At 56.3% G+C, this 15,499-nt stretch carries 9 protein-coding genes; 7 read left to right on the plus strand and 2 right to left on the minus strand.

What is annotated here, in order from left to right; genetic code table 11:
* Nucleotides 1-412 precede the first annotated feature (412 nt).
* Together JOD69_RS16250 and odhB are read left to right on the plus strand one after the other, a co-directional pair.
* On the plus strand, nucleotides 413-3,265 hold the full coding sequence (locus tag JOD69_RS16250; protein WP_086134472.1) for a 2-oxoglutarate dehydrogenase E1 component: 2,853 nt from the start codon (nucleotides 413-415) through the stop codon (nucleotides 3,263-3,265).
* Complete coding sequence (gene odhB / locus JOD69_RS16255; RefSeq protein ID WP_077731224.1) at nucleotides 3,240-4,490, plus strand: 2-oxoglutarate dehydrogenase complex dihydrolipoyllysine-residue succinyltransferase; 1,251 nt, start codon at nucleotides 3,240-3,242, stop codon at nucleotides 4,488-4,490. The genes JOD69_RS16250 and odhB overlap by 26 nt, the downstream gene beginning before the upstream one ends.
* Here the strand turns inward: odhB and JOD69_RS16260 are convergent.
* The gene (locus JOD69_RS16260) at nucleotides 4,476-6,893 is read right to left on the minus strand and encodes a PAS domain S-box protein (protein WP_168183837.1); all 2,418 of its coding nucleotides are present in this window, start codon (nucleotides 6,891-6,893) and stop codon (nucleotides 4,476-4,478) included. The two genes, odhB and JOD69_RS16260, sit on opposite strands and share 15 nt — an antisense overlap.
* Nucleotides 6,894-7,692: 799 nt before the next feature.
* Nucleotides 7,693-8,307, minus strand: coding sequence for a response regulator (locus tag JOD69_RS16265; protein ID WP_166642602.1), 615 nt, complete (start codon nucleotides 8,305-8,307; stop codon nucleotides 7,693-7,695).
* Between the two features lie 765 nt (nucleotides 8,308-9,072).
* Between JOD69_RS16265 and JOD69_RS16270 the strand changes: the two genes are divergently transcribed.
* The 5 genes from JOD69_RS16270 (at nucleotide 9,073) to JOD69_RS16290 (ending at nucleotide 15,453) form a co-directional block, all read left to right on the plus strand.
* Nucleotides 9,073-11,241: a VTT domain-containing protein gene (locus tag JOD69_RS16270; protein ID WP_077731228.1), complete on the plus strand. Its 2,169-nt coding sequence runs from the start codon at nucleotides 9,073-9,075 to the stop codon at nucleotides 11,239-11,241.
* A 10-nt stretch (nucleotides 11,242-11,251) separates the two neighbouring features.
* Nucleotides 11,252-11,956 carry an endonuclease/exonuclease/phosphatase family protein gene (locus tag JOD69_RS16275; protein ID WP_077731229.1) on the plus strand — a complete coding sequence of 235 codons (705 nt, stop codon included), beginning with the start codon at nucleotides 11,252-11,254 and terminating at the stop codon, nucleotides 11,954-11,956.
* Between the two features lie 173 nt (nucleotides 11,957-12,129).
* Nucleotides 12,130-12,315: a hypothetical protein gene (locus JOD69_RS16280; protein WP_077731230.1), complete on the plus strand. Its 186-nt coding sequence runs from the start codon at nucleotides 12,130-12,132 to the stop codon at nucleotides 12,313-12,315.
* A 313-nt stretch (nucleotides 12,316-12,628) separates the two neighbouring features.
* Complete coding sequence (locus tag JOD69_RS16285; protein ID WP_077731231.1) at nucleotides 12,629-14,467, plus strand: ABC transporter ATP-binding protein; 1,839 nt, start codon at nucleotides 12,629-12,631, stop codon at nucleotides 14,465-14,467.
* A 347-nt stretch (nucleotides 14,468-14,814) separates the two neighbouring features.
* Nucleotides 14,815-15,453: an FKBP-type peptidyl-prolyl cis-trans isomerase gene (locus tag JOD69_RS16290; RefSeq protein WP_348529967.1), complete on the plus strand. Its 639-nt coding sequence runs from the start codon at nucleotides 14,815-14,817 to the stop codon at nucleotides 15,451-15,453.
* Nucleotides 15,454-15,499 lie beyond the last annotated feature (46 nt).

Genomic DNA, 15,499 nt, shown 5'->3' on the forward strand with positions numbered 1-15,499 from the left:
AATTTATTAATCAGGCCCGTAAATACCCTCCTGGTCTTTCGGGCCGCCGCCCAGGCCGGTTACACGCTTAGGCCTAGCTCACGCGGCTGATCGCCGCCCCGGATTAACCCGGCCTAATTTAGAAGCCGGGTTAATAACGTAGACTTAGACTGTGACGGACGTGGACGGAAACAACGGACTGCCGCAATGGCGAGAAACGACGGCACCGGTGCCGTGTCGGTCCCTCCGGCAGCTTGGTAGCAGGAAATTTTCCGGGCTTTATCGGAGATAAAACTCGGCTCAAAATTGTCTTTAAGTATACGCATACGTATACGCGTCCCACAGTCTGGCCAAACGGACTGACCACCACACGGTAGGCGCAAGACCTTCGTTTAAAATCTCAAAGAACGGGACGGACACACGAGACAACCTAATGAATAAGCTCTTACAACTCTTTAAAGACGCATCGGCTTTCAGCGAAGACAACGTCGGTTTTCTCGAAGATCTCTACGAGAGATTCTTGCGGGATCCCGAGTCCGTCGATGAAAGCTGGCGGGAGAAATTCCGGTCGATCCAGCACGAATTGACAAGAGAGGAGCCCGCAGCCGAAAGAGAGCGCCGCGTCATCAAAGCGGCAATCGGGGAATCCGAAGCGGAAGAAATGCTGCGCAAGCAATCCGCTGTAGACCGGCTGATTTATCAATACCGAACCCGCGGCCATCAGTCCGCCGACAACAACCCGTTAAAGCTATCCCCCCCGGCAGCGCTGAAGGATTTGGACCCTGCCCATTACGAGCTGAGCGAAGATGAGCTGGACCGTCCGTTTTACATCGACATCCTGCGAAGCCCGGAACGGCTGCCATTGCGCGAGATTCTCTCGATGCTGCGGCAGACCTATTGCGGACACGTCGGTGCGGAATACACGCATATCGTCGACAGCGACATCAAGCGATGGATCCAAAAGCGGCTGGAAAGCACGCGCGCCCGCGGAAACTTCAGTGCCGAGGAAAAGAAATGGATGCTGAAGCTCCTTACCGCCGCCGAGGGTATAGAAAAATACCTGCATCGGAAGTACGTGGGCCAAAAGCGGTTCTCGCTCGAAGGGGCGGAAAGCCTGATTCCGCTGCTGGACGATCTGATCCAGCGGGCAGGCGAAAAAGGAACCAAGGAAATCGTGATGGGCATGGCCCACCGAGGGCGGCTGAATGTGCTCATCAACATCCTTGGGAAAAAGCCCAGCTCGCTATTTCAGGAGTTCGAAGGCATATATCCGAACGCACCGCCATATGCCAGCGCAGGCGACGTGAAATATCACATGGGCTTCTCATCGGACATCGAAACGGGCGGCGGCATGGTGCATCTTGCCCTGGCCTTCAATCCTTCGCATCTCGAAATCATCGATCCGGTCGTGGAAGGTTCCGTGCGCGCACGCCAGGACCGGCGCGAGGACGAAGACGGCGAGACCGCCGTACTCCCGGTCCTGATTCACGGCGACGCCGCTTTTGCGGGGCAAGGCGTCGTCATGGAGACGCTCAACATGGCCGAAACCCGTGCTTATACGACGGGCGGAACCATACATGTCGTCATTAATAACCAGATCGGCTTCACCACCAGCAACCCATTCGATGCCCGATCCACGCTGTATTGCACCGATGTTGCGAACATGATTCAGGCGCCGGTTTTTCACGTAAACGGCGACGATCCCGAAGCGGTGCTCTATGTCACCCGGCTCGCTCTCGATTATCGGATGAAATTCAAGCGAGACGTGGTGATCGATCTTATCTGCTATCGCCGCCACGGGCATAACGAGGCGGATGAACCGGCCGTGACTCAACCTTCGATGTACCGGTTTGTCCGCAACCATCCGCCGGTTCGGAAGCTTTACGCCGACCGATTGATCGCCGAAGGAGTGGTAACCCCCGACGTCGTCCAGCACATGGAGGAGGATTACCAAAATGGTCTGAAGAAAGACGAAACATTCCTCCGGCCGATCGTTCACGACGCCATGAGCTACTACAAAACCCGCTGGGATCACTACCTCGGCACCGAGTGGACGCTGCCCTGCGATACAGGTTTGCCACAGAAAACGATTCAAGACCTGTCGCAGCGACTGATCGGCATTCCGCCGGGATTTGCCCTTCATCCGCGTGCGGCGGCGATCATGGAAAGCCGGCGCAAAATGGCGGCCGGGGAAATACCTCTCGACTGGGGATATGCTGAAACTCTGGCCTATGCCTCGCTGCTGACCGAGGGTTACGCCGTACGTTTGACCGGTCAAGACGTGGGACGCGGAACGTTTTTTCATCGTCACGCAACTCTGTATGACCAAGATTCCGGCGATACCTATATTCCGCTTCAGAACCTCAGCGACAACCAGGCGCGTTTTTACATTTACGACTCGCTGCTGTCCGAAGAAGGCGTGCTCGGGTTCGAATACGGCTACAGCAGCTCCGAGCCTGACACCCTGGTCATTTGGGAAGCCCAATTCGGAGACTTCGCCAACAATGCCCAGGTTGTGATCGATCAATTCATCACCTCGGGAGAGACCAAATGGGGACGGCTCAGCGGACTGACCATGCTTCTGCCGCACGGCTACGAAGGCCAGGGCCCCGAACATTCATCGGCCCGGATCGAGCGCTATCTGCAACTATGCGCCGAACAGAACATTCAGGTGTGCGTGCCGACGACACCGGCCCAGATCTTTCATCTTTTGCGCCGGCAGATGCTGCGACCTTACCGGAAGCCGCTGATCATCATGACGCCCAAAAGCCTGCTGCGGCACAAATTGGCCACGTCGCGGCTGGAAGAATTGTCGGACGGATGCTTCCGCAACATCATCGGCGAAATCGACGCCCATGACCCGGCCAAGATCACCCGCGTCATCCTCTGCACCGGCAAGGTGTTCTACGATCTTCTGGAGACTCGGCGCAAGGAAAACCTTCACCACGTCGCCATTATCCGCATAGAGCAGCTCTATCCCTTTCCTTACGATCTCTTCATGCAGGAACTGGCGGCTTACCCCCAAATGAAAGAATTGATCTGGTGTCAGGAAGAACCGGAAAATCAGGGCGCGTGGCACCAGATCAAGCACCGCTTCCTGAGCCTGCTGGAAAAGGACATCGTCCTCAGCTATGCTGGACGGCCGATGTCTGCTGCGCCCGCCGTAGGCCAATTCCACCGGCATTTGGAGCAGCAGAAGAAAGTTGTCGAAGACGCATTGTTTGGAACCGTGCCCCGTCAAGAGCCTTTAGGAATAGTTCATGCGCATCGAAGTCACCGTGCCTAATCTGCCCGAGTCCATCACCGACGCGACCTTGCTCGACTGGCGTAAACAGCCGGGCGATACGGTGCAGAAAAGCGAGACTCTCGTCGACCTGGAAACCGACAAGGTGATCCTCGAAGTTCCCGTGCCGGACAACGGCGTGCTGCAGGAAATCCGACACGCCAAGGGTGACGTGGTCGGGAGCGGTGAGCTTCTGGCGGTCATTGAAACAGAGGCCCGTCCCGCGGTCGCCGAAACTGCCGCGCCCCCGGAAATACCGGCAAAGCCGGAACCGGCGGCTGTGCCCGAGGCGGTACCCAGACCCGTGAGGTTCGCCCAACCCATGGGACCTTCGGTACGCAGGCTGATCATGGAGCATAACCTCGATCCGGCGCAGATAAAAGGCACGGGACGCGAGGGCCGTTTGACCAAGCAGGACGTCCTGGATTATCTGGAATCGCAAAAACGCAAGACCGTCGAAGCGGTTGCGCCGGCTCGGAGGCCGGAGCCGGCACCGAAGGAGAGACCCGAGGTCAGAGCGACGGAAGGCCGGGGCGAACGACGTGTGCCGATGACCCGGCTTCGAGCCCGCATCGCAGAGCGCATGATCGAGGCGCAACACACGACCGCAACATTGACCACATTCAACGAAGTCAATCTGCAGAAGATCTTCGACCTGCGGAATCAGCACCGCGCACGTTTCGAGCAGGAATATAAGATCAAGCTGGGCTTCATGTCTTTTTTCGTCAAGGCGGCGGTGGAAGGCCTCAGACGCTTTCCGATCATCAACGCTTCGATCGACGGAAACGACATCGTCTACCACGATTATTACGACATCGGCATCGCAGTATCCACCGATCGCGGGCTAGTGGTGCCGATCCTGCGTGACGCCGACCGTCTCAATTTCGCCGAAATCGAAAAGGCGATCATCGATTTTTCACAAAAAGCGCGGGACGGCAAACTCAGCTTCGAAGAGTTGAGCGGCGGCACGTTTACCATCACCAACGGCGGCATTTTCGGATCGATGCTCTCGACCCCGATCCTCAATCCGCCGCAGAGCGCCATTCTCGGCATGCACGTCATCAAGGACCGGCCAGTGGTCGAGGACGGACAGATCGTGATTCGACCGATGATCTACCTGGCCCTTTCCTACGATCATCGCATCATCGACGGCCGCGAAGCCGTGACTTTTCTGTTCACGTTAAAGGAACTGCTGGAAGATCCGGTCAGATTGCTACTGAAGATCTGAAGCTAAGGCTTTAATAGGCTGCGCCTCGTCCTCGGCCTCGGTCCGATCTGGTTTTCGCCCGGACGATTGGTCGAACAAAGGCAATCGAATCGAAAATTCGGCGCCCTGATCTTTGCCGGCGCTAGCCACCGAAATTTTACCGCCATGCATCTCCACCAGGCTTTTTACGAGAGCCAAGCCGACACCGAGTCCGCTATGGCCACTATGCAGCGGCCGTTCGAACTGAACGAAGGGTTCGAAGATATGTTCGAGCGCGTCCGGCTCAATCCCGATGCCGTTGTCTCTCACCTTAATCGAGATTTCCCGTCCCGTCTGCTTCATCGCCAACTCTATCCGGCCTTTTACAGGCGTAAATTTTGCGGCGTTCATCAATAGATTGGCGATGATCTGCGAGAGCCGTGCCGGGTCGCCCCAAAGATAAATCGGCTGGCCGGCTGCACTATGCACCAACTCCTGCTGGTTCTTTTCGATCACCGGCCGACAGACTTCGATAGCATGGGCGATCACCGAAGCCATATCGGTGACTTCAAAACTCAGCTGTAACTTGCCCCTCGCGACCCGCGATATATCCAAAAGATCGTTGATCAGCCGAGTCAAATATTTAACCTGGCGCTCGATGCTATCGGTAGCCGATTCGAGCAATTCCGGCCGTTCCGAGCCACGCCGTTTCAATAATTGCGCCGAAGTCAAAATCGGCGCGAGCGGATTCCGGAGTTCGTGAGCCAAGAGGGCAATGAACTCGTCCTTTCTTCGATCGGCCTCGCGCAGTGCTTCTTCAACCTCCTTGACGTGACGCAAGCTCTCTTCCGCGCGTTTCCGGTCGGTAACATTGGAAAGAACGCCAACCAGTCTCCGGCCGCTCTCCCGGTTGCCCAAAACATGCTGTCCCCGCGCTTCGACCCAGTTCAATTGTCCATCCGGCGAGACAATGTGGAATTCCTGGCTATAGCTCTCGGTGGGCTGATCGCCCCTCTCGGGAACCGAGGGCAAGTTCCGTTCCGCGATATCCCGTACCCAGGCCAGAAATTGGTTCTCGAAACCGATAGCTGAATGCATATCCGTCGGGTCCAGCCACGTTATTCCGCCGCTCGACGAATCACGCTCCCACACCGCCATGCGGCCGGCTTCGAGGGCCAGCAGCAGGCGTGCTTGACCGTCCCTCCATGCTTTCTCACCGCATTTCATTTGATGGATATCCATAGCGATACCCACCCACTGGCGGACCTCGCCGCGTTCGTCGCAAAGCGGCAAAGCGCGGATGAGATGCCAGCGATACTCTCCGATCCGATGACAGCGGAATCTGAGTTCTGTCTCGTAAGGGCGCTTTTTTCTTAGCGCCTCCGGCTGCTCGGTGAATACTCGCTCGCGATCTTCGGGGTGCAATACCGACGTCCATCCCTGCCCACGACTCTGTTCCAAGGTCAAACCACTGTACTCGAGCCAATGATGACTTGCGTAGACCAAAGTGCCATCCGGCGCAGCCGTCCAGATCACGAGAGGAGACACCTCCGCGAGAAGCCGGTATCTTTCTTCGCTTTCCCTTAGCGTGTCCTCGAAGCGCTTTTGCCCGGTGATATCTTTAACGGCAACATTTACGCCGGACACAAAGCCATCGTTTTCTTTTATCGGAAAAAAACTCGCCAGCAGAACCCGCTGTGTTTGAGAACTGTTCGGCGTTGTCCCTGAAATCTCTTTTTCCAGAATCGGCTCGCCCGATACGATCACCCGCCGCAGTAAGGGAATGATTGCTCGACCGACCTCCGGTACCACCTCCTGTATGTCCCGCCCGATATGTGCTTCCACGGGAACTCCATGAATTTCGGCAAGCCGACGATTAATTCGGACAAAGCGCAGATCCCGGTCGAGAAAGCAGAGACCTACCGGCGCCGTGGCATAAATACCCTCGATTTCTGCAAGTTGCGATTTGACGGCACGCTGGCTGCGCACCACCGACTCCTCCAATTTCCGGCGACGCACGATTTCTTGCTCCAGCATTTGTTGGCGGCGCGCAGACTCGTGGGCTTGGAATCTGGAAAGCCGGTGCCAGTGACCGATCCCGCTCAGCAACAGCCCCTCGGCTACGAAAAATACGAGCCGAACCTGTTCATCCATATAGGGAAAAAGTCGCTGGATGCCGAAAGCGGATTCTCCGAAAAGAAAATGATCCGCTGCCAGCCCGAGAATCAGCGCCAATATCCCGGCGCCGAATCCGCCTAGGAAGGCACCCACGGCAACCGGAATTAGCAGCAATAGGCTGATCGGAGCCGGTCGGTTCATCGCATGGGTCGCGGCGATCAACCCTAGGATAACCATCAGAGAGGCGAGCACGGCAATATAGGGCTTAAGAACGGCGAATGGATTGCTGGGCTTCAACGTCTCGCTGGATTTATTGAAGCTGGACACGCCTGACCTCCGTTCCGATAACCCCGGGCAACACTTGCCAAGTCCTAAGCACATTTATCCATCCCAACCCGAATACGATGACGGAATGGACGATAAAAGCTCCTACGTATTTGTATCAGCTACAGATTGAATAACGGCCATCGCGGCACTGCGGTCAGGCTGCGACGATCGGTAGCTTATATTTCGAAGATAAGAACGATTCGTTCAGTCACGCCGAGTTTATTGGAACATTTCGGCTCATATGAAAGACCTGAACGCTCTGTGGCCGTAGAGTACGATGTCTAACGCCGATTCGAATGTACGTACTCTTACGTATGTCTGGATTACGCTCTCTGCCTTATCTGCTACCAAAAGGACCCGTGACGCAGAACCAAGAGGAATTTACGGCCTATGCCAGTAATTCCAAATCGCTTTCAATAAGGCATTAATTTTTGTAGGGTGGGTTAGGCCGCGAGGCCGTAACCCACCGAGCGACCTCGAATCGGTGGGTTACGCTCCGCTAACCCACCCTACGTAATGTTCACTCGAATGCCGAATGGAATAAGCCGTTCGCTCGAAGCTTGTCAAAGGGTTTCTATGGCCTACTGGAATAGGCTCCTGATGGTGACGTTCGGTTAACCGACGCCGGAACTGATTCTGGAGCGCAACGCTTCTAGGTTTCGCAAATAGGCGACAAGCTTTGGTTCCCAAGCGGCGACACAAGCCAACGCTGTCGTGCCAAACGACAGTCATCAACCCGCTACAAACCGTACCAACTCAGCCCAAGTATGGCTCGCCCGGTCAAATCTCGTCGTGACGATTAACGGATTCCCATCTGAATCGCGAGTGCCACGAGATCGGCGAGTGACTGAACGCCCAGCTTCTCCATAATGCGGGCACGGTGGATTTCAGCGGTACGATGACTGATGCCCAATGCCTTGCCGACCTGTTTGGCCGAATAGCCACGTGCTAGGTACACCAAAATTTCCTTTTCACGCGGTGTCAGATTAGCGTATAGAGCATCAAGCTCGTGCTGACGCGACTTTTCTTCGTAACGCTGATAACTGAGAGCGAGTGCGTTTCTTATCGCCGGTATCAGGACGTCGGCATCGACGGGCTTTTCAAGAAAATCTACGGCTCCACCCTTGAAGGCTGCTGTCGATTTGGGCACGTCGCCAAATCCCGTCAGAAAAATGATAGGAAGGTTAAATCCCCTCTCAGTAAGGATCTGTTGCAAATCCAACCCGGAAATTTGCGGGAGATTGATATCCAGAATGAGGCATCCTTGTTGCTCGGGCTTCACCGAAGCCAGGAAATCAGGCCCGGACAGGTAGGTTTCAACAACAAATCCCTCAGCCCTCAGTAGCGCTGCCAAGGCATCGCACACGTCGGGGTCATCGTCGACGATGAAAACTGTTAGTCCATTAACAGCCATATCTAACGCCTTTCCAATTAGTATGGTTTCGAGGGTATGCGGTCGGTATTTTCCATGAAGGTCATGCATTTGTATATACGAATATGCAGCCAAACCGGCCCGAAATATGATCGATGAATACGTTATCCTATCTCCCCAAATACAGCTTTGTAAACCTAGGCTTACGTCTATATCGGTTTCGAGAGACCATATTCGTAAGAATGACAAGCTGCATCACGATGAGACAGCGGATCGTTTTTCCGAAGCGAAGGACATTCATCTTAGCGATCAACCCATCCCGCACCTCGCAAACGGCTACAGCAACGCCGAATTGAACCCGCCCCCTCTCGTTTAGACAAGCGAATCCGCATTGTTTGGAGAGCTAGCCGCTAACCCGCATTTCTCACACTCCTCCAATCGCAAACGGGCCTTTAATCGGCCCCTTCCAATCGCAAACGGTCGCTTTAGTCGCGACCCTTCCAATCCTCCTGGAGCACCGGAGCCGCCCTTCCAATCGCAAACGGTTGCTTTAGTCGCACCCCTTCCTTCGTCGGCACATCCTACAGCCTGATGTGCCGGCTACGCCTTCGCCGTCGCTCGGTCCATGCTGCGCCCACAGCATCGTCTCGACGCCCTCGCAACGAAAGGGTGTGAGAAATGCGGGCTAGAGCTTGTCAAACACTCTAAAAAGAGATTCGACCGTTGTTTCCGCGATCTCGATCATACAAGCCGTCAGACTTGCTCCGGCAATTTTCAATGCCTTTAGATCACCACCAAGGGACAAGAATGAGGAATTTCGATGCCCAACGAGAAGGCGAGAACCGCATACTGCAACCTGGACGCAACTGTTGGCGAATTGCCCGCGCCCGTCGAGCTTCATTTTTGATCGACAGCTCGGCGTATTTTCCGGCCTTGCGAGCGGCAGCGACTCGTGCTCAGCGATCTATTTTCATCATCGGCTGGGATATCGACAGCCGAACCAAGTTAGCCCAAGACGGCGTCAGCGATGGATTTCCGATCCAGCTCGGCGACTTTCTGAAAGCGCTTATCGAAGACCGCCGCGGATTGGATGTCTATATTTTGAATTGGGACTTCGCAATGCTTTATGCACCCGGCCGCGAAGTCCTGCCGATTTACACGCTTGGCTGGCAAAGACATCGGCACCTTCACTTTTATCTGGATGGCCGGCATCCGGTCGGTGCCTCGCACCACCAGAAAATCGTCGTGATCGATGACGCCGTGGCCTTTGTCGGTGGCATGGATCTCGCCCAGGAACGTTGGGATACGCCGGACCATGAACCCAACGCCCCCTACCGTCGAAGATCCAACGGCCAAGCCTACGCCCCGGTCCACGATGTGCAGATGATGGTGGACGGAGAAGCAGCTGCGGCGCTCGGCATGTTAGCCCGTGAGCGCTGGCGCAATGCGACAGGCAACCAACTCCGTGCCGACAGCGATGCCGGAACCGATCCCTGGCCCCCGTCGATCGTCCCGGACATCAGCGATGTCGATGTCGCAATCGTCCGAACGGTCCCACGGTTCAACGGCGGTGTCGAAATTCTCGAACTCAGGGAACTGTACGTCGATGCAATCCGGTCAGCGAAGAACACGATTTATATCGAGAACCAGTATCTGACGGCTTCTTCGGTCGGCGCTCTGCTCGAATTGAGACTTCGTGAGCCGAATCCGCCGGAGATCGTCGTCGTATCGCGACTGACCGGCGGCGGTTGGCTCGAGCAAACGACAATGGAAGTCTTGCGGGCTCGATTGCTTCGCCGCCTTCGCGCAGCCGACCGACATGGCAAGTTCCGGATCTATTATCCCGACTGCGATGGGCTGAACGATCAGTGCATCAACGTACATTCCAAACTGATGGTGGTGGACGACCGCCTTGCGCTCGTCGGCTCGGCGAATCTTAACAATCGCTCGATGGGGCTGGACACGGAATGCAATCTTGCCATCGAAGCGACCGAGCCAAATACGGCAAAAGCGATTACAGGTTTAAGAAATCGCTTGCTGGCCGAGCATTTGGGCGTCGGAACGGATCGAATGGAACTGGCTATCAGACAGGCGGGCTCGCTGATTGTCGCCATAGAAAGCTTACGGGGAAACCCGCACACGCTTCGGCACCTTGAAGGCGAAGTATCGCCCGAGGCCGATGCCCTTCTACCCCAGGCCAGCGTAGTCGATCCGGAAGCGCCCATCGATCCCGATCGATTGATCGACGAACTCATCCCCGTGGAACACCGGCCTTCCGCCCGCAAACGGATTACCGCCACCCTCAGCCTGCTCGCAGCTATCGGGGCGCTTGCGGCCGCGTGGCGCTGGGGGCCACTGCACGAATGGCTCGACAAGGAGACGCTGATCAATGTCGGACGCACACTGCAACGGACTCCGGCAACGCCGGTATGGGTCATCGGCGCCTATATACTTGCCGCTATAACAGCGATACCGATCACATTGGTGATCTTCACGACGGCAGTTGTGTTCGGTCCTATCACGGGTTTTGTTTATGCGATTCTCGGGTCGCTGGTAGGTGCCTCTCTCACCTTTGCGCTCGGCCACGTTTTCGGTCGAGATATCGTGCGGCGACTGGGCGGCGCCCGACTCAATACGCTCAGCCGCTGGCTGCGTCATCGTGGCTTGCTGGCCATGCTTACGGTCCGGTTGATACCCGTCGCGCCGTTCACCGTGGTCAATTTAGTTGCGGGAGCCTCCCATATCCGTTTCCGCGACTTTCTATTGGGAACGATCTTTGGGATGGTCCCCGGCGCCATGGCCATCACGGTTTTTTCGGATCGCTTGGCTGCTGCGGTCCATCACCCGAGTCCGATCAATATCGCCTTGCTCGTCGCCGCCGCCGCCATTATCGGGGCTGCCGCATTCGCTACGCACCGATGGCTGCGTCGGCGCGAAGCGGAAAACACGGCATGCGCCGGCGGCTCGATCGGGTAACGGGTCCGGCATGTCGTTAGTCGTTGCAACTTACAATGTTCACGACTGCATCGGACGAGACGGACGTTACGATCCGGAGAGAGTCCTGACCATCATTCGGGAACTCGATGCCGACCTCATCGCGCTCCAGGAACTGCAATGGGAGCCTGAAGTCGCTCTCGACCTGCTTCAGCATTTCGCCTCCCGTCTGCACTACCGGGCCGTTCCGGGCCCGACGCTGCTCCGCCGCAACGGGCACTACGGCAACGCCATCCTTACCCGGCTGCCGGTTCGTAACATTAGGCGTGTCGATCTCAGCATACCGCACCGGGAACCCCGTGCAGCGATCGATTTGTCGGTCGACAGTCCTTGCGGGCCTCTTCGCGCGATCGGGACTCATTTGGGATTGTTTCCCGGCGAGCGGCGGAAACAAATGACCCGGCTTCTGAGCATACTGGCCGATGCCCCGCCGCCCGCGCTTCTCTTCGGCGATCTGAATGAGTGGTTTCTATGGGGAAGGCCTTTTCGCTGGCTGCGCAACCATTTCGGACACATACCCGATATCGCCACTTACCCGTCCATATTTCCTCTGTTCCCTCTCGACCGAATTTGGGTCAAACCCCGCGAGCTTCTTGCGGACATTGCGGCATACTCAACGCCTCTGGCACGCGAAACCTCCGATCATCTGCCCTTGCGGGCAGTACTGAAACCGGCGGATTCGAGCTCGAATCCGTAAGGTTTTTTTACGTTCACTGTCTCAGGAATGACTCATAGTTACTTATCTATAACTCGATATTCATAAGGAATTCTGATTTACCTGCGACTTGAATTTTTTTATAAATTGACTACCGAGGCTTTGCCGAGGTGCAGGACTTAATTCGCAAACTCACTCAAAATAAGGAAAGTACCATGAGAATCAAAGGAGACTATTTGAGGAAGAGTCTGCCAGCGCTTTTAGACAAATGGGCAGACGATGTTGATAGGCTGGATATCCGGATTCAACCCGATGACGAAATGGATGCAGACAACGAAGACCGCTATGAACGCCCCCATTCGATCGGCTTCGAGTCTGGCTTCCACGCGCAAGCCCGTTAGCGAATGCTTACGGATTGACGCGACCCCACTCGTCCGAGCATTTCGGCTATCCCTATAATCCCGAGGACCCGAGGCTCCGCCTCGCTTCGTTGCCCGATCCGTTCGGGCAACGAAGCTAACCACAGACGCGGGCGTAGTCCGCCCGCCGCTCATGTCGTCAACAACGCCTGTCTTGCGACTTTCGCGACAGAGTTGTCCTCTTGCCCCAAAAGCAGTAATCGACGAGATTTTCCGGGCTCGTGCGGATAGATAGCGCCTGAGTCGCCCTGAAACTGACCGCCGCCACCGTTTCCCCAAACACACTGCCTTCATCATGAACGATTCGACAAGGTTCGCTTTTAAACGCGCAACTGACGCCCCCGCTCTGCCGAATACCAGCGTTCGCTTCATTATTCACTGTATGGCAGGGTTTCGTGGATGGTTTCTGCTGATGCTGATTCTGGAAACGGGACAGGCCATGAGCAACATCCTCGTACCCTACGCCATCGGGCAAATCATCGATGGCGTGACCGAGGCAAGCGGTGATTCGATTCCCTTGACGGAGCGCTTGAAAACGCCCTTGATGCTTTTCGCCGCATTGAATATCGCCGAAATCCTGTTCAGCCGGGCCAGCGGCGCCTGTCTGATCATGGTGGGACCGCGCTTGCGCAAAAGGACAACGCAAATACTGTACGCCTACCTGCAGCACCATTCCGTCCGGTATTTCAGCGGGCATTTTGCCGGCGCACTCGCGCACCGGATCACCGAAACCGCCATGAGCGTCAATCATACCGCTTGGGCGATTCTCTTCGATTTCTGGCCGGTCGGAGTCGTATTCGCCGTGTCCGTCGCGTTGCTGCTGAGAACTCACGATAATCTCGGATGGTTCGTAGCGGCCTGGGTGCTGGTCTACGTAGGCGTATCGTTCTGGCTGGCCAAACGCTGCCGTCCTTACGCTCAGGCTTATGCCGAAACCCGCAGCCAAGTGAACGGCAAAATCGTCGACTCCGTGACTAATATCCTGAATGTCAAATTGTTCGCCCGACTGCGTCACGAGCGGGATTATCTCGACCGTTATCTCGAAACGGAGGTCAAAGCCGGGCGCCGGACTTTCTGGTACATGGAGCGGGTGCGCTGGTTTCAGTTCATATCCGCGGCTGCCTTGAAGGTAGGCACGATATACTTCGCCTTGAGGCTCTGGGACCAAGGTCTGATCGGGGTCGGCGACTTCGCGATGAGCGCCGGACTGGCGCTTCTGATCATCGGTGATGCCCGCAATCTCAGCCGCCGCTTTCTGGAGTTCTTCGAATATGTGGGCAATGTCGGCAACGGCGTCACCACCATCGTCAGACCCCATGACATCGTCGATACGCCAAAGGCACAACCATTGCGAATAACGCGCGGACGGATCGAATTCCGCGATGTCCGGTTCGGCTATGTGCCGGGACAGTGGGTATTCGACGGGTTGAGCGTCGTCATCGAGCCCGGTCAGCGGGTCGGCCTGGTCGGATTCTCGGGCTCCGGAAAATCCAGCTTCGTCGGGCTGATCCTCCGCTACTACGAACCTCAAGGCGGTCAGATCCTGATCGACGGCACCGACATCGCTCACGTAACCCAGGACTCGCTTCACGAGCAAGTCAGTCTGATTCCCCAAGATCCCAGCCTATTCCATCGTTCGCTGCGGGAAAATATACGTTACGGACGGCCGGACGCCGAAGATGCCGAAATCGCCGCCGCAGCGCGAATGGCGCGCGCCGACGAGTTCATCGACGGCATGAAAGACGGCTACGACTCCCTGGTGGGCGAACGCGGCGTCAAGTTGTCCGGCGGCCAGCGGCAACGTATCGCAATTGCCCGGGTCATGGTCAAAGACGCGCCGATTTTGATACTCGACGAGGCTACGTCCAGTCTCGATTCGATAACGGAAAAGGCGATTCAGGACAATCTCGATCGGCTAATGGGCCAAAAAACGGTCATCGTCGTCGCCCACCGCTTATCCACGATCGCGCATCTCGACCGTATCCTGGTCTTCGACCGAGGCCGCATCGTCGAGGACGGGAATCACCGGGAATTGCTTGCAGCAAAAGGCTTTTACCACAAATTGTGGACCATGCAGGCAGGGGGTTTTCTTCCCGATACGAGCACAGATCTCTCGCGTTATGCAGCGCAGTAGCGAGACTGTTTACTTGACGCCACTCTTGCAGAAGCAGGCCCAGCCGAGTAAAAACGTGGTTCGCTCGATGATTCGAGCTGCTATTCGGACTCGGCTTTTTTTCTTGTCCGACAATATGCCGCGCATTGGAGCCCGTGCGACAGTGCGCCTCGAAGAACCTACTTGCGGCCCGATTGCTGTGTTGCGCGTGCTCGGACAGTCCTGCGGCACAGGGACGTACGCCGCACAGGACTGCGGAATCCTCATGTACTCCATGTACACTCCGGTTCCTGTGTCGCGGCTCCCATCCGTGGGAGCCGCCCTTAACGGGGCCTGCCATTGGCAGTCCAAATTGGCAATGTCCTTCCGTGGACTTTGCCCTTCGGACGAACGCGGTTCGTCTCATTCCGCTCCCTGCGGAATGGTCGCTTTCGGCGGATTTGTCCGGACGTCTTGGACTCGGGCCGCAAGTAGTTTTTTCGAGGCGCCCAACACGGCATCCGGTTCGCACATCAAACCTAAAATGGAGTGTAAACACTATGAAGAAACTCGGATCTTTTGCCCGAGCAGTTGCTCTTGTCATATTCGGGCTGTCCGGCTGCACCCCTTCGCCGTCTGCCGATGCAGAAAAACACAAGCGGGAAAGCTTGAAATTTTTGGTCGACAACGAGAAAAAGCCCGGCATCTTGAGTACCGCGAGCGGGTTGCAGTACCAGATCCTTAGCGAGGGCAACGGCCTTTCACCGAAGGCCACCGACACCGTAACCGTTAACTATCGCGGCAGCCTGATCTCGGGCCAGGAATTCGACAGCGGCGAAAACGTGAGTTTTCCTTTGAACGGGGTTATTCGCGGCTGGACCGAAGGTTTGCAACTCATGAAGGAAGGCGCCAAATACCGCTTTTTCATCCCCCCTGAACTGGCCTACGGCGAACGTGGCGCAGGCCGCGTGATTCCGCCAAACGCGGCTCTGATCTTCGATGTGGAACTGGTAAAGGTTAATCCTTAATCGGATCTGACTGCGCAACCGGATGCGGTTTTCACTTCAAGTGCGC

This window comes from Methylocaldum sp. RMAD-M, assembly GCF_017832375.1.
In the GTDB taxonomy this organism is placed as follows: Bacteria; Pseudomonadota; Gammaproteobacteria; order Methylococcales; family Methylococcaceae; genus Methylocaldum.